The organism is Bacillus sp. FSL R5-0659 (assembly GCF_038008785.1).
Classification (GTDB): domain Bacteria; phylum Bacillota; class Bacilli; order Bacillales; family Bacillaceae; genus Bacillus; species Bacillus safensis.
In genome coordinates, this window is record NZ_JBBOZU010000001.1 from 1624653 (window position 1) to 1649299 (window position 24647).

Consider the following 24647-nt stretch of genomic DNA (forward strand, 5'->3'; position numbering starts at 1 on the left):
CGTGTACGCTTTGAAGTCAGAGAGAAAAGCAGAAATTATTGCAGTCGGTTCCGAACTCTTGCTAGGGCAAATTACGAATACGAATGCACAATTCATCAGCAAACAACTAGCTGAAATTGGTGTGAATGTTTATTACCACACAGCAGTTGGTGACAATCCAGAGCGTTTAAAACAGGCCATTCAGGTGGCGCAGGAAAGATCTAATTTTATTATCTTCTCAGGTGGTCTTGGACCAACCAAAGATGACTTAACAAAAGAAACAATTGCGAGTACGCTCGGTAAAGAGCTTGTACTAAATGAAGAAGCATTTGAATCGATTCAAGACTACTTTCGAAAGACCGGCCGCGATATGTCACCGAACAATCGTAAGCAGGCACTCGTTCTAGAAGGATCAGATGTGCTCGTGAACCGTTTCGGGATGGCTCCAGGTATGTTTGTTCAAGAAGACGATACGTTTTATATGCTTCTTCCTGGACCGCCAAGTGAATTGCACCCGATGTTTGAAAACGAGGCAAAGCCCCTGATTTCTGAGAAGCTTGGCTTAAAGGAAAAAATTGTGTCTGTTGTTCTGCGCTTCTTCGGAATCGGTGAATCGCAGCTTGAAACAGACCTAGAAGATTTAATTGATGCTCAAACCAACCCGACGATTGCACCACTCGCATCTGACGGTGAAGTGACGCTAAGGCTGACTGCTAAGCATGAGGATGAAAAAGAAACAGGGCGTCTGTTAAAAGAAACAGAATCGCAAATTTTAGCACGGGTAGGAGAGTACTTCTACGGATATGGGGATACATCGCTTGTCCGCGAAGCGTCCAAAGCCTTGCACGAGCACGGGAAAACAGTAGCAGCAGCAGAAAGTTTGACTGGTGGAATGTTCTCCGAATGGCTGACAGATCTCGAAGGAGCATCATCCATTTTGAACGGAAGTGTGGTTTGTTATACAAACCAAGTAAAGCAGCAGGTACTTGGCTGCCGGGAAGAAACACTGTCTTCTTATGGTGCTGTCAGCAAAGAGTGCGCTTTAGAGCTTGCTGAAGGGGTTAGAAAGCTGACCGGAAGTGATATTGGCATTAGCTTTACGGGTGTAGCAGGACCTGATACCCAAGAGGGTCAGCCTGTTGGAAAAGTGTTCATTGGACTATCGACGAAAGACCAGACGGACGTGTTTGAATGGATGTTTACGGGCAGCCGGTCGGGCATTCGAAAGCGCGCTGTGAAATATGGTCTGCATCACTTACTCAACTTATTAAAAGAGAGTTAATTTTGTTTTTTGTTAGGTTTACTCCTTTATAAAAGAGCGTTTTTTTCTAATAGAAAACACTCTTTTCTTAAAAAATCGGTCGAGAAAAAAATCGAATATGTGTTCGTTTTTTTCTTGGCAAATGACGTAAAACAAGGTATAGTATAGATAGTGGAATTGATAAAGGAGGAAACAATAGAATGAGTGATCGTCAAGCAGCCTTAGATATGGCTCTTAAACAAATAGAAAAACAGTTTGGTAAAGGCTCTATTATGAAACTAGGAGAGCAAACAGATACACGTATTTCAACAGTACCGAGTGGTTCGTTAGCACTTGATACTGCGCTTGGAATAGGCGGATATCCCCGAGGCCGTATTATCGAAGTATATGGTCCAGAGAGTTCTGGTAAAACGACAGTAGCCCTTCATGCCATTGCTGAAGTTCAGCAGCAGGGAGGACAAGCTGCATTTATTGATGCAGAGCATGCACTCGATCCAGTTTACGCTCAAAAACTAGGTGTCAACATTGATGAACTGTTACTTTCTCAGCCGGATACAGGAGAGCAAGCACTTGAAATTGCAGAAGCTCTTGTCCGCAGTGGGGCAGTTGATATTGTTGTGATTGACTCTGTAGCTGCTCTTGTACCAAAAGCAGAGATTGAAGGAGACATGGGTGATTCACACGTTGGTCTTCAAGCGCGTTTGATGTCTCAAGCACTTCGTAAACTATCAGGTGCTATCAACAAATCAAAAACAATTGCCATCTTTATTAACCAAATTCGTGAAAAAGTTGGTGTCATGTTTGGTAACCCTGAAACAACGCCTGGTGGACGTGCGCTAAAGTTCTATTCATCTGTTCGTTTAGAAGTGCGCCGTGCTGAACAGCTGAAACAAGGCAATGACATTATGGGGAATAAAACGAGAATTAAAGTGGTCAAAAACAAAGTAGCACCGCCATTCCGTATTGCGGAAGTAGACATTATGTACGGTGAAGGGATTTCAAAAGAGGGAGAAATCATCGACCTTGGAAGCGAACTAGATATCGTACAAAAGAGCGGCGCTTGGTATTCTTACCAAGAGGAACGTCTTGGACAAGGCCGTGAAAATGCGAAACAGTTCCTAAAAGAAAATAAAGATATCATGCTGATGATCCAGGAGCAAATTCGTGAACATTACGGCTTGGATACTAACGGAGTAACGCAGCAAGAATCTGAAGAGGCGCTAGAACAATTAGAATTAGAATAAAAATAAAATTAGTATGAAATGATAAAAAAGGCTGAGTGAAAAACTCAGCCTTTTTTATTTTGCAAAAAACTTTCGACAACTTTTTCAGTACCTCATCCGTCTAAAGTGTACAAAATGGCATTTATTTTGGGAGGAAAAACTAATGACAAGCCCGACCCGCAGAAGAAATGCAAAACGTAGCCGGAAACAACCAAGTCAGAAGGGAAAAATTGTGTTTGTTTTTTTAGTAGCGATGATTTGCTTAACGATGTGGAATGTGCTTCATCGAAATAGTGAAGAGAAATACCCGTTTCAAAAAACGGCAGTAGCTTTAGAAAACAGCCAGAAAAAAGAAGTCAAAAGGAAAACCGCCAAAATATCAAAGGAACAAATCAAAACAGTGGACCGCAATCACAAAATCAGCAGTTATTTAAATAAGATCGGTTTCAGCGGAACAGCCATGATTGTTAGAAATGGAGAAATCATAACAAATAAAGGTTTTGGTTATGCAGACCGTAAACGAAAAATTCGAAATAATCCATCAACATCTTTTTATGTCGGTTCGTCACAAAAAGCGCTGATTGCAACCGCCATTTTACAGCTTGAGGAAAAGGGAAAACTTCAGACAAGTGATCCGGTAAGCACGTATTTACCTCATTTCCCTAACGGACATACAATTACTTTGAAAAATCTGCTGACACATACATCGGGAATAAACGGACATATTGAAGGAAACGGTGCAATTACTCCGGACGAATTAATAAAAGACATAGAACGTCAGGGAATTAATCGTCAGCCGGGCGTATGGGGCTACAAGGATTCCAACTATTCTGTTCTTGCTTATATTGTTGCTGAAGTAAGCGGTGAGTCCTATGAACAATATATAAAGAATCATATTTTTAAACCGGCGGGAATGACGCATGCAGGCTTTTACAAAACATATGAAAAAGAACCTTATCCTGCTGTCGGGTATAAGCTGAAAGGCAGCAAAGCGGTTACACCGTATATGCCCGATCTATCTCAGCTGTATGGTGCTGGAGATATTTATATGAGTGCTATAGATATGTACAAATTTGACCAAGCCCTGATTGACGGCAAACTGTATTCGCAGAAGAGCTATAAAAAGATGTTTACGCCAGGAAGCAGCTCCACATACGGAATGGGATTTTATGTTGCTCCCGGTAGCTATTCAAGCCATGGTGTCATGCCGGGCTTCAACATTTTGAACAGCTTTAGCAAATCTGGTCAAACCATTGTTGTTTTGTTCTCAAACATTCAAAATAACATTAAACTGGGACAAGTGAACAATAAAGTATATCAGCTGCTGAATCAAGAATAATTCTGATCTGCTTTTGCAAACGCTAAGATGGCACGCTTGACAAGTATTTCCGACACAATTACAATGGGAATGTATCACTTGTTTTTCTTAACATGATTGATAACTAATTTAAACTTGACAAGGGCAGTGAGGATCTCATTCCCTGTGAAGGCCCTGTATGTTGAGACACAAAACAATGTACATGCCGACACTTTATTTGTAAAACCAAGTTCATAGCAAGAGGAGGTGAAAATATGTCGCCTACGATGTTTACGATCATCTCCATTTTGCTGAGCCTAATCTGTTTAGTTGTTGGCTACTTTGTTCGTAAAACCATTGCAGAAGCAAAAATATCCGGCGCAAGAAACATGGCCGAACAAATTGTTGAGGATGCAAAGCGTGATGCGGAAGCATTGAAGAAAGAAGCGCTCTTGGAAGCGAAAGATGAAATTCATTCGTTTCGTGTAGAGGCGGAGCAAGAAGTTCGTGAAAGACGAAATGAGCTTCAAAGACAAGAAAACCGTTTACTTCAAAAAGAGGAAAATCTTGATCGCAAAGACGAATCTTTAGATAAACGGGAGTCCCTGTTGGAGAAGAGAGATCATTCTCTGAATGAACGACAACAACATATTGAAGAGATGGAAAGCAAAGTGGATGATATGATTCGTTTGCAGAAAGCCGAGTTGGAACGCATTTCAAGTCTAACTCGAGATGAAGCGAAACAAATCATTCTGGATCAAGTTGAAAATGAGCTTTCCCACGACATTGCAGTCATGACGAAAGAATCTGAAAACCGAGCGAAAGAAGAGGCTGACAAAAAGGCGAAAAACATTCTTTCACTTGCGTTACAGCGTTGCGCAGCTGATCATGTAGCTGAAACAACGGTATCTGTAGTCAATCTTCCAAATGATGAGATGAAAGGTCGTATTATCGGACGTGAAGGACGAAATATCCGTACGTTAGAAACGTTAACTGGTATTGACTTGATCATAGATGATACACCTGAAGCTGTTATCCTATCGGGCTTTGATCCGATTAGACGTGAAACAGCGAGGATAGCTCTGGACAAGCTAGTCCAGGATGGCCGCATTCATCCTGCACGAATTGAAGAAATGGTGGAAAAATCACGCCGTGAAGTCGATGATTATATCCGCGAGATGGGTGAGCAAACGACATTCGAAGTCGGAGTTCACGGTCTGCATCCGGATCTTATCAAAATTCTCGGCCGCTTGAAATTCCGTACAAGTTATGGACAAAATGTCCTGAAGCATTCAATTGAGGTTGCACATCTTGCAGGTCTCATGGCTTCAGAGCTTGGAGAAGATGCAAAGCTTGCAAAACGAGCAGGTCTTCTGCATGACATTGGAAAAGCCATTGATCATGAAGTAGAAGGAAGCCACGTAGAAATTGGCGTTGAGCTTGCGACGAAATATAAAGAGCATCCTGTTGTTATCAACAGTATTGCCTCTCACCACGGTGACCAAGAACCGACATCTATTATCGCTGTTCTTGTTGCGGCAGCTGATGCATTATCTGCAGCACGCCCTGGTGCAAGAAGTGAGACGCTTGAAAATTACATTCGGAGACTTGAGAAATTAGAAGATATCTCTGAATCTTATGAAGGTGTTGAAAAATCGTTTGCGATACAGGCTGGACGTGAAGTACGTATAATGGTGAAGCCAGATTCAATTAATGATCTTGAAGCTCACCGTCTAGCAAGGGATATTCGTAAGCGAATTGAGGACGAGCTCGATTACCCTGGTCACATTAAAGTGACAGTCATTCGAGAAACTCGCGCAGTAGAGTATGCAAAATAGAGCGGTGCGCTTAGCGCCGCTTTATTTTTTTGTGTAAATATGCAACACTGATAAGAAGATCAATTTATAAGAGAAAGGGTTCAAAAGCGCATGAAAATATTATTTGTTGGAGATATCGTCGGTTCACCTGGCAGAGACACACTGAAAGAATACTTGCCAAAGCTGAAGAAAAAATATCAGCCGCACTTTACCATTGTCAACGGGGAAAATGCTGCTCACGGGAAAGGTCTGACTGAAAAAATCTATCATGAGCTCCTGCAAGCAGGAGCTGATGTGCTCACAATGGGCAACCATACTTGGGATAAAAGAGACATTTTCGATTTCATCGATGATGCAGCCCATATGGTCCGTCCTGCTAACTTCCCAGAAGGCACACCTGGAAAAGGTCTCACGTTTATTAAAAAACAAGGAAAAGAATTGGCTGTCATTAACCTGCAAGGACGTACATTTTTGCCGCCAATTGACTGCCCATTTCAAAAAGTAGATGAATTAATTGCGGAAGCATCCAAACGGACACCGTTTATTTTTATTGATTTTCATGGTGAAGCCACAAGTGAAAAGCAAGCAATGGGCTGGTATACAGACGGACGTGCATCATGTGTCGTTGGAACGCATACACATGTTCAAACAGCAGATAACCGCGTATTGCCAAAAGGAACTGCGTATATTTCAGATGTTGGGATGACAGGACCTTATGATGGCATTTTGGGTGTTGACCGAGAAACGATTATTAAACGATTCAAAACAAGTCTTCCAGTCCGCTTTGAAATTGCAGAAGGACGCACAACGTTAAGTGCAGTCATCGTAGAAATTGACGAACAGTCGAAAAAAGCTGTCAAAATTGATCGAATTTTGATAAATGATGACCATATTTTCTTTGAATAAATGTTCACATATTTATTTCAGAAAAATATTAATCAGAAAGAAGGAATATGCGCCCTCTATCGTGAATATAGTAAAAATGGTAGGTAGCCTGCTATTTTTGAAAAACATTTTGGGGATGGATTTTCAAAAAATAGCATCATCTAACAAAGATTGTTCTAATGAACACTCACTTATCCATTGTAAATTTAAGGGGGAGCAGAAATGGAAATTTTAAAAGTTTCAGCAAAGTCAAATCCGAATTCAGTAGCAGGAGCATTAGCGGGCGTTTTACGTGAACGCGGTGCAGCAGAAATACAAGCAATCGGCGCTGGAGCACTGAATCAGGCGGTTAAGGCTGTCGCCATTGCAAGGGGATTTGTTGCGCCAAGCGGAGTGGATTTGATATGCATTCCAGCCTTTACTGACATTCTGATCGATGGAGAAGAAAGAACAGCCATCAAATTGATTGTTGAGCCACGATAATTCTAATTTTATTATTTTCAACCTGCTTACATCATGTAAGCAGGTTGTTTTTGTTTACCGCTATACATTTCTTATATAACATATTCAGTTCGTGAAATAGATAAAAATGACATATTAGAGCTTGCATTTTTTCACCATGATGATAAATTAAGATTAAGTTGAATTTACTTCATCAAAAATAAATATTTAAGTAGGTGAAATAATGTTTGAAGCTTTTTTGAAAAGAGGAAAGCTTGTTTTGATTTTATTTTTTATCGTTCTCATTGCTGGCGGCTATTTATTCACGCAGCTTCCTAAACGAGAACTGCCAGAATTCGAGGCGAATCTCGTCACGATTTCTACCGTTTTCCCTGGTGCAGATGCAAAACAGGTGGAAAGAGACGTCACCAATAAGCTGGAATCAGCTTTATCTGATATCAATGGGGTAGAGAAAACGAGCTCGGTTTCTGCCATTGGTTTCTCAAATATTGTGCTTGAAATTGAGGATCAAGCCGACTTTCAAAAGGTGGCAAGTCAAATTAAGAATGAAACGACAAGTGCTGCGTCATCTTTTCCTGACGGAGTGATGGAGCCGGATGTAAAGGATGAGTTCGGCAGCGTACCCGTTGGTTCTTATATGATTGTGTCGAGTCAATCATCGGACTTAGCAAAGAGTCAGAAATCGCTGCGTGCATTAAAGAAAAAAGTAGAGGACATCAAAGGGGTAGACAATGTCGTTATCAAAGGCTTCAATGACAAACAAGCGATATTAAACTTAGATTCAAACAAGCTGGAGGGTGAAGGGTTCAATGTAACTGATGTCACAAATGCCATCAATCAGGAATTTGATACATCTCCACTAGGCGATATTCGGGCAGGTAAAGAGAAGGTCAAGCTGTCCATCGATACATATGACCGCTTAGATCAAGTCAAAAAAATTGAGCTTTTCTCAAAAACAAAACGAGAGCCGGTCAAAATTAGTCAGCTTGGCAGCTTAAAAGAAGTAGAAAAAGAGAAAAGTGATATTGTGTCCTATAACGGAAAGCCCGCCTATTCATTTACAGTGAATATTAAACCAGGGCTTGATATTCCTAAAATGTATGACAAAGTCAATGATGTCATTGAGAAAGAAAAGCAGCTGCCAAATGGGGTGGAGTGGGTAGACTACTATTCACAAAAAAGTGAAGTGGATGCCATTTTCAATGATTTAATAAAAGAAGCCATTGTTGCAGTCATCGCGGTCATTATCGTTACTACACTTGGACTCACGATTGGCGGGGCGTTTATCGTTTCACTCGCCATTCCGCTATCCATTACAATTGGAACCATTCCGCTGCCATTTTTACAAGTGGATCTCAATCAAATTTCGATCATCGGCTTTATCATTGCCTTAGGGATACTTGTCGATGATGCGATTGTCGTCAATGATAATATTTTAAGACAAATGAAAAAATACGAAAGTCCGCTTAAAGGAACAATTGCTGGCGTAAAAGAAGTCGCAGGGTCCATTTTGACATCAACACTTGCTGTTGTATTTGCTTTCCTGCCGCTTCTTTTCTTATCAGGTGCAAACGGTTCATTTATTCGGGCACTACCGTCTGTTCTAGTAACGACTGTGCTTGCGTCCATGGTGATTTCACTGACACTTGTGCCGGTCTATCAATATACTATGAACAGGAAAAGAAAGAACAAGAAGAGTGAAAAAGAGCCGGGCTTTCTAGGAAAACCATTAAAAAAGCTGGCGGATTTCTATGCAGACCGTGTGCTGAAAAACATTGTGAAGCGGCCGCTCGTTATTGGACTAAGTGGCTTGCTTGTTGCAACGCTTGCTTTTTTACTTATTTTCGTCACACCATTTGAATTTTTCCCTGCGGCGAATAAGAAAGAAGTGGTCGTCACGGTCACGCTTCCAAGTGAAACAACATTAGACAAAACAAATGAAACACTAAAGAAAATAGAACAAGAAATTAAGCAGCAAAAAGGCATTGAAGAAACGGCGATTTTTGCAGGCGGCGGGGTGCCGAATCTGTTTAATGAAAGTATTTCAAATGCAAGTGACCACACTGGTCAGATTGTTGTAAGAGTAGACAATGATCAGATGACAAGTAAGGCATTGATAGATCGTATGACCGAGCCTTTGCGAGAGAAATTCAAAGAGGCTGATCTCTTTATGAAAACCATTGTTCAAGGACCGCCCACTGGAGCGCCAGTAACAGTAACAGTTGCAGGTGACTCTTTCACAAAGCTCATTGATGTCAAAGAAACGCTAACAAATGAAATGAAAGACAAAGGAGCAAGCTTGATTACAGATGATGTCAATAAGCCGGTAAAAACGATCTCCTTTGAATTAAACCGTGAGCGAATGGCAGAGGATGGGCTCAGTGCTCAATTTGTCAGCAGACAGCTTGGGCTTGTGACAGAAGGGATTCCATTAGGTACCTTTAAACAAGGAACAAATGATATCGATTTAGTGGTAAAACAGGATACAGGTCCACATCAAAATGGTTTAAAGCTAAAAGAATTGAAAGTGCCTGTGAAGACAAACGAGGGTGTTATGCCTCAACTTGAGCCGCTTAGCCGATATGTAACAGAAAAAGAAACAGAGCAGTATGAAAGCATTCCACATGAAAATGGAGTTCCAACCATTACGCTAAAGGCGTATCCCGGCGCATCAGATTCGTTTAAAGACGATATGAAAGAAGTCGTTAATCAAGTGGGGAAAAGCGCGGCAGCGAAGGATTTGACCATTTCACAAGGTGGAGAAAATGAAAATCAGACCCAGTTCTTTATTGAAATTAGTCTCTTATTTGCGGTTGTCCTGCTGCTCATTTACGTGACCATCGCATTCCAGTTCAATTCATTAATGCTTCCACTGTTAGTTCTAGGAACGGTTTACTTAGCCGTATCAGGAGCCATTATCGGACTGTTTGTCACACAAACGCCATTCAGCTTTATGGCAACAATGGGAATTGTCTCATTGGCTGGTATTGTCGTTCGAAATGCGGTCGTCTTATTCGAATTTATTGAACAGCGGCGCAAGCAAGGATTTGATCAACAGACAGCCGTCATTGAAGCGGGAAGAGCAAGGATTAGACCGATACTTTTAACAGCATTTACGGCATTAGTTGCATTAATGCCTGTTGCATTAAGTCATGATCCACTCTTTAAGCCGCTGGCCATCTGCATTGTATCAGGTGTCTTTTTCTCAACGATTCTGACATTATTTATTGTGCCAGCCCTATATGTTGCCGTTTCAAAGAAACGCTGACGATGAAAGTAAATCTCCTTTCAACCGGAGATTTGCTTTTTTTTTTAGAAAATATCTAAAAAAATATGTGGGGTGTTCATTTGTCTTTATCTAGTAGACAGTGGTGTTTACGACTAAAATAAGTCGTGTTAAAATCTGATTGGGAGAAGTTTTTTAACAAAGGGGTTGTACGTCATGTGTGGAACGATGAAAGCAATTGTTAAAAAAGAAAGCGCTTACGGAGCGGTGCTGACGGAGATGCCGATTCCAGAAATCAAAGATCATGAAGTATTGATAAAGGTGAAAGCCACTTCGATATGCGGAACAGACGTGCATATTTATAATTGGGATGACTGGGCTAAGGGGCGAGTCAAAGCGCCCTACATTTTTGGTCATGAATTTACAGGGGAAGTTGTCAAAGTGGGGAAGCAGGTCTCACGAGCAAAAGTAGGGGATTTTGTATCGGCTGAGACGCATGTTGTATGTAATCAATGTTATATGTGCTTAACAGGGCAGCAGCATTTGTGCAGTGAAACGAAAATTTTAGGGGTAGACATTGATGGCTGTTTTGCTGAATATGTCAAAATACCTGAACAAAATGTGTGGCATAATCCGGCTCAAATGCCAGTTGAACTTGCCTCTATACAAGAGCCGCTAGGAAATGCTGTCCATACAGTACTGCACACACCTGTTTCAGGTAAATCTGTGGCGATTTTTGGCTGCGGACCAATCGGCTTAATGGCAATCGCTGTCGCAAAAGCTTCTGGAGCTGTTCAAGTGTTCGCCGTTGATAAAAATGAATACAGGCTCGATCTAGCCCGAAAAATGGGTGCAGATCATATCGTGGATATTGGAAAAGATGATCCAGTCGCGATGATTAAGCAGCTCACGCGGATGGAAGGGGCAGACGTAATGTGTGAGATGTCAGGTCATCCAGCTGCCATTAATCAAGCACTCGAAGCTTGTGCAAATGGAGGAAAAGTCAATATACTAAGCTTGCCAGAACGGCCAGTGACAATTGATATTACGAACCAAATTGTTTTTAGGGGATTAACTGTGCAAGGGATCACGGGGAGAAAAATGTTTGAGACGTGGCGTCAAGTATCTGAGCTGTTAAGAACGAATACCATTGATGTAAAGCCAGTTGTCACTCACACACTGCCATTTGAAGAGTTCGAAAAGGGCTTTGAACTCATGCGGAATGGTACGTGCGGAAAAGTCGTACTGATGATGCCATCATATCAAAGGGGGAAGAAATGATGAAGGAATTCACGTATTTACAAGATGAATTGGAAACAATGAAGCAGCAAGGCACCCACCAAACCTTAAAAGAGATCGACTCAAAACAATCATCCACTGTTACATTAAATGAACAATCTGTTATACAACTCTCCTCAAATAACTACTTAGGCCTCACCTCGCACCCAAGGCTGATGAAAGCAGCAAAAGAGGCGATTGATGAATTCGGAGCGGGTACAGGATCCGTACGAACCATCGCCGGCACAATGACAATGCATGAACGTCTTGAAAAAAAGCTTGCTGCATTTAAAAAGACAGAGGCAGCCCTTGTGTTCCAATCAGGCTTTACGACCAACCAAGGGGTTTTATCAAGTATCCTGACAAAAGATGATATTGTCATTTCGGATGAACTGAATCATGCATCAATTATTGATGGAATCCGATTAACCAAAGCAGATAAAAAGGTATACAGTCATTCCAATATGGAAGAGCTGGAGAAGATTTTGAAAAAATCAATGAATTATCGCGTTCGTCTCATCGTAACAGACGGTGTTTTCTCAATGGATGGTGATATAGCGCCACTTCCTGAAATCGTCAGGCTAGCAGAAGCATATGATGCATTTGTCATGGTAGACGATGCGCATGCCTCGGGTGTGCTTGGCGAGAATGGCCGCGGGACGGTCAACCATTTTAAACTCGACGGCAGAGTGCACATACAGGTCGGGACCCTTAGTAAAGCTGTCGGAGTGCTCGGCGGTTACGTAGCTGGTTCAGCGGTTTTAATTGATTATTTAAAATATAAAGCAAGACCGTTTTTATTCAGCACCTCACATCCGCCGGCTGTGACTAGAGCATGTGAAGAAGCGATTGAAGTGCTGTTAGATGAACCGGAGCGAATCGATACACTTTGGGAGAACGCCGCTTATTTTAAAGAAAAGGTCATCAGCCTTGGATTTGAAGTCGCCCCAACAGAGACACCGATTATCCCAATCATGATTGGAGACGAAGCACTTACTTTTCGTTTCTCAAAAGCTTTAATAGAACGAGGCGTGTTTGCTCAAGGCATCGCCTTCCCAACTGTAGCAAAAGGCAAGGCAAGAATTAGAGCCATCATCACAGCCGAGCACACAAAAGAAGAACTAGACCGGGCACTGACAATCATTGAAGAAGAAGCAAAAAAACTAAACATACTTGATTGAGAGAGCGCAGGCTCTCTTTTTCATTTTATGAAAAATGGTTATGACTAATAGACAATTTTCATAGAAGAACCGTATATGATTTATTTTCAATTCATCACAAAATAGTCTATACTGTAGGGTGGAACTTGGTTTGAAAGGAGTACAAATTCATGAATGAAGAGCAGAGAAAAGCGAGCGGACAAGTAAGTTCATCGGACAAAAAATCCGAGAAGGACTACAGCAAATATTTTGAAGCTGTGTACATTCCGCCTTCCTTAAAAGATGCAAAAAAACGGGGTAAAGAAGAAGTCGAATACAATCAATTTCAAATTGACGAGCAGTTTCAAGGGTTAGGGAACGGCCGCAAGTTTTATATTCGCACATATGGCTGTCAAATGAATGAGCATGACACAGAAGTGATGGCTGGTATTTTTATGGCGCTTGGCTATGAACCAACAAATTCAACGGAAGATGCAAATGTCATCTTATTAAACACTTGTGCTATTCGTGAAAATGCAGAAAATAAAGTGTTTGGAGAGCTTGGTCATTTAAAAGCATTAAAACGCGAAAAGCCAGATTTAATTTTAGGTGTATGCGGATGTATGTCACAAGAAGAATCTGTCGTGAGCCGTATTTTGAAGAAACACCCATTTGTTGATTTGATTTTCGGCACGCACAACATTCACCGCCTGCCAGAGCTGTTATCTGAATGTTACCTTTCAAAAGAAATGGTGATTGAGGTTTGGTCAAAAGAAGGCGATGTGATTGAGAACCTTCCGAGAGCCCGTCAAGGTAAAATCAAGGGCTGGGTGAATATTATGTACGGCTGTGATAAATTCTGTACATACTGTATCGTGCCTTATACGCGCGGCAAGGAAAGAAGCCGCCGCCCAGATGAAATTATTCAAGAGGTCAGACGTTTAGCAGCAGAAGGATATAAGGAAATTACCCTTCTTGGTCAAAACGTGAATGCATATGGAAAAGATTTTGAAGATATGGAATATGGTCTTGGCCACCTGATGGATGAGCTGCGAAAAATTGATATTCCGCGTATCCGTTTTACAACAAGTCACCCGCGTGATTTTGATGATCACTTAATTGAAGTGCTAGCCAAGGGCGGAAATCTTCTTGATCATATTCATCTGCCAGTTCAATCGGGAAGTTCTTCTGTGCTGAAGCTTATGGCGAGAAAATATGACCGTGAGCGCTACCTTGATCTTGTGCGCAAAATCAAAGAAGCTATGCCGAATGCTTCATTAACAACGGACATTATTGTTGGGTTCCCAAATGAAACAGATGAGCAGTTTGAAGAAACACTTTCCCTCTATCGCGAGGTTGAGTTTGATGCCGCTTATACGTTCATTTATTCTCCAAGAGAAGGAACGCCGGCAGCGAAAATGAAAGACAACGTGCCAATGCGTGTGAAAAAAGAACGTCTGCAGCGTTTAAATGCACTTGTGAATGAAATTTCTGCGAAAAAAATGAAGGAATATGAAGGGCAGATTGTCGAAGTATTAGTAGAGGGTGAAAGTAAAAACAACCCTGAGATCCTAGCCGGATATACAAGTAAAAGCAAGCTTGTGAATTTTAAAGCACCAAAAGAAGCGATTGGCAACATCGTCAAAGTGAAAATCACACAAGCCAAAACTTGGTCTCTTGACGGAGAAATGGTTGGAGAAGCTATCGAGGTGAATTAAAATGACACTTTATTCAAAGAAAGACATTGTCGAGCGCGCAAGAGAGCTCGCTAAAATGATTTCTGAAACGGAAGAAGTTGATTTCTTCAAAAAAGCAGAAGCGCAAATCAATGAAAATACAAAAATTTCAACGATCATTAATCAAATTAAGGCGCTTCAAAAACAAGCTGTGAACTTAAAGCATTACGGCAAACATGAAGCCTTAAAGCAAGTCGAAGAAAAAATCGATGCCCTGCAAGAAGAACTGGATGACATCCCAGTCATTCAAGAATTCAAAGAATCACAAATGGAAGTCAATTCCCTGCTTCAGCTTGTAGCGCACACAATTTCGAATCAAGTAACAGATGAAATCATTCTTTCAACCGGCGGTGACCTCTTATTAGGAGAAACCGGTTCAAAAGTGAAAAACTCATCACCAAGTTGCTCCATTAAATGAGAAAACCCCGCAGATGCGGGGTTTTTTGCTTTCCTATTGAAATGCACTACCCATTCTTTTTCATACTTCATCATCTCCAAACCTCCCACTCTCCAACTTTTCCAATTTTCAAGGCAAGTTTATGGGCGACCATGCATACACTGAAACAGAAATGAATTTAATTGAACATGAAGTTCAAAATCGTGACACACTAGACGAATGCCCAGCATAAGATAAAACGATCAAGAACAAGGAGGCATGCCGGAATGTCTGAATACAGAGAAATTATTACAAAAGCGGTGGTTGCAAAAGGGAGGAAATTCACCCAAAGCACACACACCATTTCTCCATCGCAAAAACCAACCAGCATCCTAGGTGGTTGGATCATTAATCATAAGTATGATGCTGAAAAGGTCGGTAAAACGGTTGAAATCGAAGGAACATTTGATATTAACGTATGGTACTCTTACGCTGACAACACGAAAACAGAAGTCGTCACAGAGCGTGTGAAGTATGTAGACATCATTAAACTGAGATATAAAGATAAAAATTTCCTTGATGATGAGCACGAAGTGATTGCGAAAGTTTTGCAGCAGCCCAATTGCTTAGAAGTGACCATTTCTCCAAATGGCAATAAAATTATCGTTCAGGCAGAGCGTGAGTTCATTGCTGAGGTAGTCGGTGAAACAAAAATTGTTGTAGAGGTCAATTCAGACTGGAAAGAAAAAGATGATCACGAGTGGGAAGAGGAAGTGGATGAGGAGTTAGAGGATATTCATCCAGAGTTCCTAGCAGGTGATCCAGAAGAGTAATAAATGACTAGGGCGCATATCCCCCTAGTTTTTTTGTGCCTGAACTAGGAGAAAAAAGGTGTTTTTTTATGCTATAATTGAAGATGGTATGAATTCGAAAGTAATATAGTGAGGGATTAGAAATATGGCAAGTTATACGCCCATGATACAGCAATATTTAAAGATCAAGGCAGATTATCAAGATGCCTTTTTATTTTTTCGCTTAGGCGATTTTTATGAGATGTTTTTTGATGATGCGAAAGAAGCGGCGCAAGAACTGGAAATTACGTTAACAAGCAGAGACGGCGGCACCATTCCAATGTGCGGTGTTCCATATCATTCTGCTTCTGCATACATAGAACAGTTGATTTCAAAAGGCTACAAGGTCGCCATTTGTGAGCAGGTGGAAGACCCTAAAACGGCAAAAGGTGTAGTCAAAAGGGAAGTTGTTCAACTGATTACACCAGGTACCGTCATGGATGGTAAAGGTTTAAGTGAAAACGAGAACAACTTCATTGCGTCTGTTACTAGCTTTCAAAATGGATACGGTCTTGCGCTGTCTGATTTATCAACAGGTGAAAACATGGCGGCTTTCATCGATCGATTAGATGAAGTCGTATCAGAAATTTATTCTGTTGGTGCAAAAGAAATTGTGGTGTCAAAGCAGCTGGATGAGGAAACAATCAAAACCCTTAAAGAACGCTGCCAAGCAACTATTTCATACGAAGATAGTGTTGAACTATTAGAGGAAGCTGAACAGCTCGTTTCCCATCTTGACGACAAGTTAAAAACGGCATTTTTAACACTATATGCCTACTTAAGAAGAACGCAAAAAAGAAGCTTGGATCACCTTCAGAAAGTTCAAGTGTTTGAGCTTGAACAAACGATGAAAATTGATCTTTACTCAAAACGAAACCTTGAATTAACAGAAACGATTCGTTCAAAAAGCAAAAAAGGCTCTTTATTATGGCTGTTAGATGAAACAAAAACAGCGATGGGCGGCAGACTGCTCAAGCAATGGATCGACCGGCCGCTCATTCGTCTTTCGCAAATTAACGAGCGCCAGGAAATGGTGCAAATTCTGATGGATCATTTCTTTGAGCGCGAGGATCTGCGCGAACGATTAAAGCAAGTATATGATCTTGAGCGTCTAGCGGGCCGCGTGGCATTTGGCAACGTGAATGCCCGTGACCTCATTCAGCTCAAGGAATCTTTAAAACAAGTACCGGATATTAAACAACTCGTTCAATCATTACCAGAGGAAATGGCAAAATCAAGAGCGAATGAGATTGATCCTTGCGGCGATCTGCTTGATTTATTAGAAGATGCACTTTATGAAAATCCGCCGATAACGATAAAAGAAGGCAATTTGATTAAAGATGGCTACAATGCAAAATTAGATGAATACCGTGATGCCAGCCGAAACGGAAAGGACTGGATTGCACGTCTCGAACAGCAGGAAAGAGAATATACCGGCATTCGCTCATTAAAAGTCGGGTTTAATAAAGTGTTTGGTTATTATATCGAAGTGACACGTGCAAATACACATCTGCTTGAGGAAGGGCGTTATGAAAGAAAACAAACGCTTGCCAATGCAGAGCGGTATATCACACCTGAATTAAAAGAAAAAGAAGCACTGATTCTTGAAGCGGAATCAAATATTAACGAATTGGAATATGAACTATTTACAGCTCTCAGGGAGCAAGTAAAAGGCTATATTCCTAGATTACAGCTGCTCGCAAAACAAATGAGTGAGCTGGATGCGCTTCAATGCTTTGCGACTGTTAGTGAAAAGCGCCGTTATATCCGTCCGGAATTCTCAGAGGATGACGTGGATGTCAAAGATGGCCGTCACCCTGTCGTTGAAAAAGTGCTGGATCACCAGGAATATGTACCGAATGACTGCCATATGGGAAAAGGCAGACAAACCTTACTCATAACTGGACCGAATATGTCAGGGAAAAGTACGTATATGAGACAAATGGCTCTCATCTCGATTCTTGCGCAGATTGGCTGCTTTGTGCCTGCGTCAAAGGCGACGCTACCAATCTTCGATCAAATCTTTACCCGTATTGGTGCAGCAGATGATTTGATTTCTGGTCAAAGTACTTTTATGGTAGAGATGCTCGAAGCAAAAAATGCGATGGTGCACGCAACGAAAAACAGCTTGATTTTATTCGATGAAATTGGACGTGGGACAAGCACCTATGATGGAATGGCGCTTGCGCAGGCGATCATTGAATTTGTTCATGATCATATTGGGGCCAAAACCCTATTTTCTACACATTACCATGAGCTGACGGTTCTTGAATCTCAATTAAGCGAGCTGAAAAATGTCCATGTGCGAGCTGAAGAGCATGAAGGCACAGTCGTTTTCTTACATCAAATCAAAGAAGGTGCAGCTGATAAAAGCTATGGTATTCATGTAGCGCAGCTAGCTGAATTGCCTGATGCCATCATCAATAGAGCCCAGACTATTTTAACGGAGCTTGAGAGCGGATCACATGACGTGACCCCGAACGTATCTGCAGCACCAAAAGTAGAAAAGACTGAAGAAAAACAGCAGCTATCTTTCTTTGAAGTAGAGGAAAAACCGCAGCCAAAAGCTGTCCTAAAACAGAAAGATCAAGCGGTCATCGATGAATTAAAATCATACAACCTAATGGATATGACGCCGCTTGAAGCTATGACAAAGCTGTATGAATTGCAAAAGAAATTATAATGTAAGGTGAGGTGAGCAGAAATGGCAAAGATTATTCAGTTATCCGATGACCTATCCAATAAGATTGCTGCAGGTGAAGTGGTCGAGCGCCCAGCTTCTGTTGTAAAGGAGCTTGTGGAAAATGCGATCGATGCAAAAAGTACAGTGATTGAAATCGATGTAGAAGAAGCAGGTCTTTCTTCTATAAGGATTATTGATAATGGTGTTGGAATCGATGCTGAAGATTGTAAGCTCGCCTTCCAGCGTCATGCAACGAGCAAAATCAAAGACGAAAATGATCTGTTCCGTGTCAGAACCCTTGGATTCAGGGGAGAGGCACTGCCAAGTATTGCATCTGTCTCTCATTTAGAAATGAAAACAAGTACTGGCGAAGGAGCTGGGACACACTTAGCTTTGCAAGGCGGGAAGATTATTTCAGAGAAAAAAACCTCTGGCCGCCGCGGCACTGAGATTGTGGTCACCAATTTATTTTACAATACGCCAGCTCGCCTGAAATATATGAAAACCGTTCATACGGAGCTTGGTAATATATCGGATGTGGTCAACCGAATTGCGCTAGCTCATCCCGAAGTATCGATCCGTTTGCGTCATCAAGGGAAAGTTCTCCTCCAAACGAATGGAAACGGAGATGTGCGTCATGTACTTGCGGCCATTTACGGAACAGCCGTGGCCAAAAAAATGCTGCCGCTCCACGTACAATCACTTGATTTTGAAGTGAAAGGGTATATTTCCTTACCAGAAGTGACGAGGGCATCACGGAATTATATGTCTTCTGTTGTAAACGGCCGATATGTCAAACATTTTCCGCTCGTGAAAGCGATCCATGAAGGATATCACACACTGCTTCCGATTGGTCGTCATCCAATTACATTTATTGAGATGAAGATGGATCCAATTTTAGTAGATGTGAACGTTCATCCTTCGAAGCTTGAAGTGAGACTAAGTAAAGAACAGGAACTTCATGAGCTGATTAAACAAGGAATTAAGGAAGTATTTCAAAAGCAGCAGCTCATTCCAAGTGCCTCAGTACCAAAAAAAGCACCAATACCAGCTGTGAAAAATGAGCAACAATCCTTAACCTTTGATGCGAAACAAGGAAACCAAAGCCAACCGGAAACACCGCTAACCTATCAGCCGGAGCCGCACGAGTCGGTCATATACGAGACAAGTTATACCGATGCATATGGGATGCCTAAACAAGAGAAGACAGAAGCATCATCACCAGTATCTTATGAAGAAGTATCATCTGAGCGTATTCATTTAGAGGAATCCGCCGCTTCATTTGAAGATGAAGAGACGGTACTATATGAAGATGTGACAGAGACGATGCCTGAAAACGAACGCGTCCCTGTGATGTATCCAATTGGGCAAATGCACGGCACATATATTTTGGCTCAAAATGAACGAGGACTTTATATCATTGACCAGCATGCAGCTCAAGAGCGAATCAAGTATGAGTATTATCGTGAGAAGGTGGGAGAGATCGAACAGGAAGTGCAAGAAATGCTCGTCCCTTTAACATTTCACTACTCTAAAAACGATATGCTGATCATTGAAGAGCATAAGGATATTCTAGCGAAAGTGGGTGTCTTCTTAGAGCCCTTTGGTTCAGGAAGCTACATCGTTCGTTCGCATCCACAGTGGTTTCCGAAAGGTGAAGAGGCTGAACTGATCGAAGAGATTATAGAGCAAGTGCTTGATGAAAAGCGTGTTGATATCAAGAAACTGAGAGAAGAAGCAGCGATTATGATGAGCTGCAAAGGCTCAATCAAAGCAAATCGTCATTTGCGTCATGATGAAATCAAAGCCTTATTAGATGAACTCCGGACAACGAAGGATCCATTCACCTGTCCGCACGGCCGGCCGATCATTATTCATCACTCCACTTATGAAATGGAGAAAATGTTTAAACGGGTGATGTGATATAAAAAAAGCGCTCTTAACAGAGCGCTTTTTTCTTTAGCATCCGCAAGGATCTGGCGGTGTGACCACAACTGGCCGTGTATTAATATCAAGCGTATCTTCTGCATAAAATGTAGAACCGATGCTGAGTGCTCGATTTTCTGCGCGGAACGTATATGTACCTGCAGCAGGAAGTACTTTATGTGAAAGCTTTAATGTATACTTGGAAATTCCAAGTAAATCCAATCTGAGCGGAATACGAACGGTTTGCCCGTTGTTCAAAATGTAGCTGTCTTTTAATGCTTTACCGTTCATAATGTCTTTCGTTGTTGCTTGGAAACCCTTTGGCAATGTGAACTCTACTGTACCAAGACTTAAAACTGAATTTGGGCTGTACGTCAGCTCAATGTCAGAATAAGACCATTCCTGCTTACTAGCTCCTGTAATTTTAGCGTAAAGCGCAGCTGGCTTTACATTGGTTGATGCTTTGCTTTCGGCTCCTTCAGCAGATGCAGAAAGTGGTACTGACAGCGCCATAACCAATGTGAGCATCCCCAGCATAAGAATCGTCCATGTTTTTTTCATTTTTTCCTTCCCCCTTGTTGAATATAGGTAAATAATAGATGATTACACCCATTATTTACCTATAATGTTACCATATTACCATATGGTATTAAATGGGATATTATACCCTTATTTTGTCATTCTTTAGTAATAGCGGGGGAATAGCGCATTTGGTTGATTCATTCCGTAAAAATGGCCAGGCATTTGCTGGTTTGTTGGCATCATCATATGCATATCTTGATAACCGTATGGATGGTGCGGCATCATCCCGTACCCACCATAATGGCCTAGATGATGGTGGTCCTTCATTGGAACATGCTTTGAAAAGGTATCATGCTGATTTGGAAACGTTGAATAGGGTGAATGATGATGTGGATGGTGCGCATTATACATATCTTTTTTGCCGCTATGATAATGGTTTGGCATATTCATATGCTCATGCATGTTTGGTGCGATCATATGCTCATGATTGGCTGTATACACATTTTCAAATGTGTGATAGGGATTTTCTTGGTGATAATGATTCATTTGGCTGTTCATATCGTTCATGTATATCTCATCCTTTATGTCAGGTTGCCATATCCTATGAGACAGATTTACTTGATGAGCCTATCCATATGAAAGAAAAAAACCGGCTTTTCAGCCGGGAAAAGGAAAAGCAGGTAAAGCGTCAAGCCTTAAATTTCGTAGCGATGTCTTCTTCTACGACGCTTTTTACATCTGCTGCAGACACTTTTAGGAAAATAACAGGGATCGTAGCTTCGAGAGGTATCCCAAAAATCGCTCTCAAACCATTTATCTTTTTTATGACAATACTTTTTTTCTTTACATGGATCCTCATGGTGATGATCGTCATGCTTTTTATGACAGTTTGAGTGGGAATGTTTGCACTTGCATTTGCACATTGTCATCCCTCCTAAATGTGACTCAATGCTAGTATATGCAAGAAAGAGTCATGAGGACTGGATGCTCTCACTTCTTTTATAAAAAAGGCTTTTTCTGAAAAAACTCAAATAAAAAGAATTGACTAGTGCTAAATTAACATGATAAAATATAAATTTTTATCCTCTGATGAAATGTGTTATAATGATATTGTGAATACTTTCGGAGGTGGCGGATTTGTTTCAAATAGGTGATAAAATTGTTTATCCAATGCATGGAGCCGGTGTGATTGAAGGAATGGAAGAAAAAGAGATTTTAGGTAAGACGCAGGAATATTTTCTGATTCAAATGCCGAATATGCAGATGATGGTCCCAAAAGGCAGAATCAATCAACTAGGTATACGTCCGGTAGCAGATCAAGCAACGCTGAAAGTTGTGATGAACAATTTTGCAGAAGAAACAAACGACGACACGCTTACTTGGAAGCAAAGATATGATGAAAATCTGAAAAAGCTAAAAACAGGTGCGATCGAAGATGGTGCAGACGTTGTTAAAGATCTGATGAGACGAAATCAGAAGAAAGCATTAAATTCAAGTGAAAAGAAGATGCTTGAAGATGCAAGAGGCATGTTAGTGAGTGAGATTTCACTTGCGCAGGGACTGTCGCAAGATGAAGTGATGACAGCTTTAGAGAATGAATTAAGAATGTAATGATGATATACAGAGACTAGCTGTAAACAGAAGAGAAGACTCCTTTGTTTACAGCTTTTTTGTTTTGAAAAAAAGAGTAATATTGGCATTTTTGTAGGTGGTTTTAACTAATATTGAAATGAGGTCATACGGTTTAGTTTTTACATGCACAACAAAAATTCAAAGACCTCTGATATACCTAGATGACATTAAAAACAGGTAAGTTTTCCTGATTCATTCAAATGAGCCGGACAACCTTTGAATTTTTTAAGCCATTGATAGTAAAATATTGCGGTAAGATGACACCTAAGAGAAAAAAGGGAGCGGTGAAATGAAAAGGTTACTAATATGTGGATTCATCTTTCTTATTCTGTGTACTCTTTTAATGGTGAAATGCACCCATTCTGTTCAAGAAAAAAAAGAGCAAAAGAAGCATTATCAAGAGGTAGAAAAGTATCAAAAAGAGCGAAAACAAGGTGATCAATACGAAAGCTTTAAACAGCTCATACGACATGAAAAAGAAGGGTACGAGATAGAATTTCACGAAAAGGGCGGAAGTGATTTACTCGTATTTTCTCCTCATGGAGGTGAGATTGAACCAGGAACAAGTGAAATTGTAGAAGCCTTTCAAGAAAGCTACTCTACGTATTTGTTCGAAGGTACAAAGCAAGACAATAACCGGGACCTGCATATCACTAGTACTAATTTTGATGAACCCGTTTTGGTTCAAATGATTAAAACGTATCCTTTTTCAATTTCCATCCACGGCTATAAAAGTGATAAAAGACACACGCTCGTTGGCGGCACAAATGAAAAAATGCAAAGAGCGGTTGTGCGAGAACTAAGAGATCGAGGATTTTCCGCAGAAATGGTACAAAAAGGCGAACGGCTTTCTGGTACAGATCCTAAAAATATAAATAATCAAAATGCAAGTGGTGAAAGTGTTCAGCTAGAAATTAGTACAGCGCAAAGAGAAGCTTTTTTTGACAATTTTGATACGAGAAAAGGAAAGAAAAAAGCATTCAGACGTTATATCAATGCGTTAAAAGAAGTACTAAGAGAATTCGACCCGTCTTCGTAAAAAAAGTTTTGATGGGCAAAAGTACTCTATTTAAACTTGGTAAAAAAGATAGGAATATGCGATTTGAACATAAAATATGTAATAACTTACAATTTGCCTTAAAAACATAAATTATGTAAAATAATAGTTATCAGTTTGATATGATAGAATGGGGCTGAAGTGGATGGCACACAAAATACCATCTTCCGAAGTAGGTGTAAAGATCAATCAATGGTACACGCATATTTGCAAATTTGAAGTTGAACAGGCAAACGGCATGAAGCGCCTTGTTGAAGAAGAAATTCATGATATGGAAGAGGATCAAGATTTACTCCTATATTATTCTCTAATGGATTTTCGCCATCAAATGATGCTTCAGCACTTAGCGCCCGTCCATGCAGGGAGTGAAACGCTTCAAGCAGTGTCCTTTCCTAAAGAAATTGACGATGCAGAAGATGAGATGACAGGCTTACTAGGCTATTATTTTCATTTTTTTCATGGAATGTATGCGTTCATCCAGCGCCGGTATATCGAGGCCATTTCATATTACAAGCATGCGGAACATCAACTGATTTTAGTGACAGATGAGATCGAAAAAGCAGAATTCTACTATAAAATCGCAGAAGTATACTATCATATGAAACAAACTTATTTCTCCATGCACTATGCTAAAAAGGCGAGAGACATCTATAAGAAACATCAGCTTTATGGAAAAAGAAGCATTCAATGTGATTTTGTCATGGCAGGTAATTGGATTGATGTCAATCAGTATCAAAAAGCGCTTCCTTATTTAGAAAAAGCGTTAAAAGTCTGTGAAGCGATGGAACAAAAAGAATGTACATCTTACTTTAAAGCAATGGCTCTTAATAACTTAGGCACTTGTCATTATAGTATGGGAACGTACCATACAGCGACTGTCTTTTTTGAACAAGCCATTTCACTTTATCAGAAAGATCAAGCATCCACGATGATCAAATCGTTGTTTTCACTTGCCCTTACTTGTTTTAAACTCGGAGATATTCAGCGGGCGGGCGAGGCCATCTCTACAGGAATGAAAGAGGCTTGTGTATTGGAAGATGAAATTTATCAGTTGAAATTCCAATTTCTACAGGCGCTCTATATAGAGAAAGACGGCTGTGAGAAATTGAGGTCGGCCCTTTTTGGTCTGAGAAATAAAAAAATGTTTGCTGATTTAGAGGAATTAGCACTTGATGCGGCTAATTATTATAAGGAACGCGACATGTACAAGGAATCCTCCACTTTTTTTGAGATTGTGATCGAAGCGCGTACGCACATTCAAAAAGGAGATGAGATGTATGAGAACGAAGCATAACAT

The 24647-nt window shown here is 40.8% G+C and carries 20 protein-coding genes; 18 read left to right on the plus strand and 2 right to left on the minus strand.

Translation table 11 applies throughout. The features are described 5' to 3' along the window. Positions 1–10 precede the first annotated feature (10 nt). From NSQ72_RS08185 to mutL, 14 genes are all read left to right on the plus strand, one after another. Entirely contained in the window at positions 11–1261 is a 1251-nt protein-coding gene (locus NSQ72_RS08185) for a competence/damage-inducible protein A (protein ID WP_144491239.1), read from the plus strand. Between the two features lie 179 nt (positions 1262–1440). Beyond that, positions 1441–2484: a recombinase RecA gene (recA, locus tag NSQ72_RS08190; protein WP_039178719.1), complete on the plus strand. Its 1044-nt coding sequence runs from the start codon at positions 1441–1443 to the stop codon at positions 2482–2484. A 142-nt stretch (positions 2485–2626) separates the two neighbouring features. Further along, complete coding sequence (locus NSQ72_RS08195) at positions 2627–3802, plus strand: serine hydrolase domain-containing protein (protein ID WP_064498482.1); 1176 nt, start codon at positions 2627–2629, stop codon at positions 3800–3802. A 233-nt stretch (positions 3803–4035) separates the two neighbouring features. Further along, entirely contained in the window at positions 4036–5598 is a 1563-nt protein-coding gene (gene rny / locus NSQ72_RS08200; protein ID WP_003211958.1) for a ribonuclease Y, read from the plus strand. 90 nt (positions 5599–5688) lie between these two features. Continuing rightward, positions 5689–6483 (plus strand): TIGR00282 family metallophosphoesterase, encoded by a 795-nt coding sequence (locus NSQ72_RS08205; protein ID WP_047202212.1) that lies wholly within the window; start codon positions 5689–5691, stop codon positions 6481–6483. A gap of 201 nt (positions 6484–6684) precedes the next feature. Beyond that, positions 6685–6945, plus strand: coding sequence for a stage V sporulation protein SpoVS (gene spoVS, locus NSQ72_RS08210; protein ID WP_003211281.1), 261 nt, complete (start codon positions 6685–6687; stop codon positions 6943–6945). A gap of 202 nt (positions 6946–7147) precedes the next feature. Beyond that, positions 7148–10192 (plus strand): efflux RND transporter permease subunit, encoded by a 3045-nt coding sequence (locus tag NSQ72_RS08215; RefSeq protein WP_341083756.1) that lies wholly within the window; start codon positions 7148–7150, stop codon positions 10190–10192. A 174-nt stretch (positions 10193–10366) separates the two neighbouring features. Next, the gene (tdh, locus tag NSQ72_RS08220) at positions 10367–11431 is read left to right on the plus strand and encodes an L-threonine 3-dehydrogenase (RefSeq protein WP_039178727.1); all 1065 of its coding nucleotides are present in this window, start codon (positions 10367–10369) and stop codon (positions 11429–11431) included. After that, positions 11431–12609 carry a glycine C-acetyltransferase gene (locus NSQ72_RS08225; RefSeq protein WP_341083758.1) on the plus strand — a complete coding sequence of 393 codons (1179 nt, stop codon included), beginning with the start codon at positions 11431–11433 and terminating at the stop codon, positions 12607–12609. Before tdh ends, NSQ72_RS08225 begins: the two co-directional genes overlap by 1 nt. A gap of 149 nt (positions 12610–12758) precedes the next feature. Continuing rightward, positions 12759–14285 carry a tRNA (N6-isopentenyl adenosine(37)-C2)-methylthiotransferase MiaB gene (miaB, locus tag NSQ72_RS08230; RefSeq protein WP_034281907.1) on the plus strand — a complete coding sequence of 509 codons (1527 nt, stop codon included), beginning with the start codon at positions 12759–12761 and terminating at the stop codon, positions 14283–14285. A 1-nt stretch (position 14286) separates the two neighbouring features. Beyond that, entirely contained in the window at positions 14287–14721 is a 435-nt protein-coding gene (locus tag NSQ72_RS08235; RefSeq protein ID WP_268474329.1) for a RicAFT regulatory complex protein RicA family protein, read from the plus strand. 245 nt (positions 14722–14966) lie between these two features. Beyond that, positions 14967–15512, plus strand: a complete 546-nt coding sequence (cotE, locus tag NSQ72_RS08240) for an outer spore coat protein CotE (RefSeq protein WP_039178732.1) — start codon at positions 14967–14969, stop codon at positions 15510–15512. 124 nt (positions 15513–15636) lie between these two features. Then, on the plus strand, positions 15637–18213 hold the full coding sequence (mutS, locus tag NSQ72_RS08245; protein ID WP_341083759.1) for a DNA mismatch repair protein MutS: 2577 nt from the start codon (positions 15637–15639) through the stop codon (positions 18211–18213). Between the two features lie 21 nt (positions 18214–18234). After that, entirely contained in the window at positions 18235–20136 is a 1902-nt protein-coding gene (gene mutL, locus NSQ72_RS08250) for a DNA mismatch repair endonuclease MutL (protein WP_341083762.1), read from the plus strand. A gap of 36 nt (positions 20137–20172) precedes the next feature. Here the strand turns inward: mutL and bslA are convergent, their stop codons facing one another. Next, positions 20173–20700 (minus strand): biofilm surface layer hydrophobin BslA, encoded by a 528-nt coding sequence (bslA, locus tag NSQ72_RS08255; protein ID WP_058837651.1) that lies wholly within the window; start codon positions 20698–20700, stop codon positions 20173–20175. A gap of 123 nt (positions 20701–20823) precedes the next feature. Beyond that, positions 20824–21228, minus strand: a complete 405-nt coding sequence (locus tag NSQ72_RS08260; RefSeq protein WP_341083765.1) for a hypothetical protein — start codon at positions 21226–21228, stop codon at positions 20824–20826. A 68-nt stretch (positions 21229–21296) separates the two neighbouring features. Between NSQ72_RS08260 and NSQ72_RS08265 the strand changes: the two genes are divergently transcribed. The 4 genes from NSQ72_RS08265 (at position 21297) to NSQ72_RS08280 (ending at position 24644) form a co-directional block, all read left to right on the plus strand. After that, positions 21297–21554: a hypothetical protein gene (locus NSQ72_RS08265; RefSeq protein WP_058837650.1), complete on the plus strand. Its 258-nt coding sequence runs from the start codon at positions 21297–21299 to the stop codon at positions 21552–21554. Between the two features lie 244 nt (positions 21555–21798). After that, positions 21799–22272, plus strand: a complete 474-nt coding sequence (locus NSQ72_RS08270) for a CarD family transcriptional regulator (RefSeq protein ID WP_039178750.1) — start codon at positions 21799–21801, stop codon at positions 22270–22272. Between the two features lie 310 nt (positions 22273–22582). Further along, positions 22583–23332 (plus strand): poly-gamma-glutamate hydrolase family protein, encoded by a 750-nt coding sequence (locus NSQ72_RS08275; RefSeq protein WP_039178752.1) that lies wholly within the window; start codon positions 22583–22585, stop codon positions 23330–23332. Between the two features lie 163 nt (positions 23333–23495). After that, positions 23496–24644 carry a Rap family tetratricopeptide repeat protein gene (locus NSQ72_RS08280; RefSeq protein ID WP_099663276.1) on the plus strand — a complete coding sequence of 383 codons (1149 nt, stop codon included), beginning with the start codon at positions 23496–23498 and terminating at the stop codon, positions 24642–24644. Positions 24645–24647 lie beyond the last annotated feature (3 nt).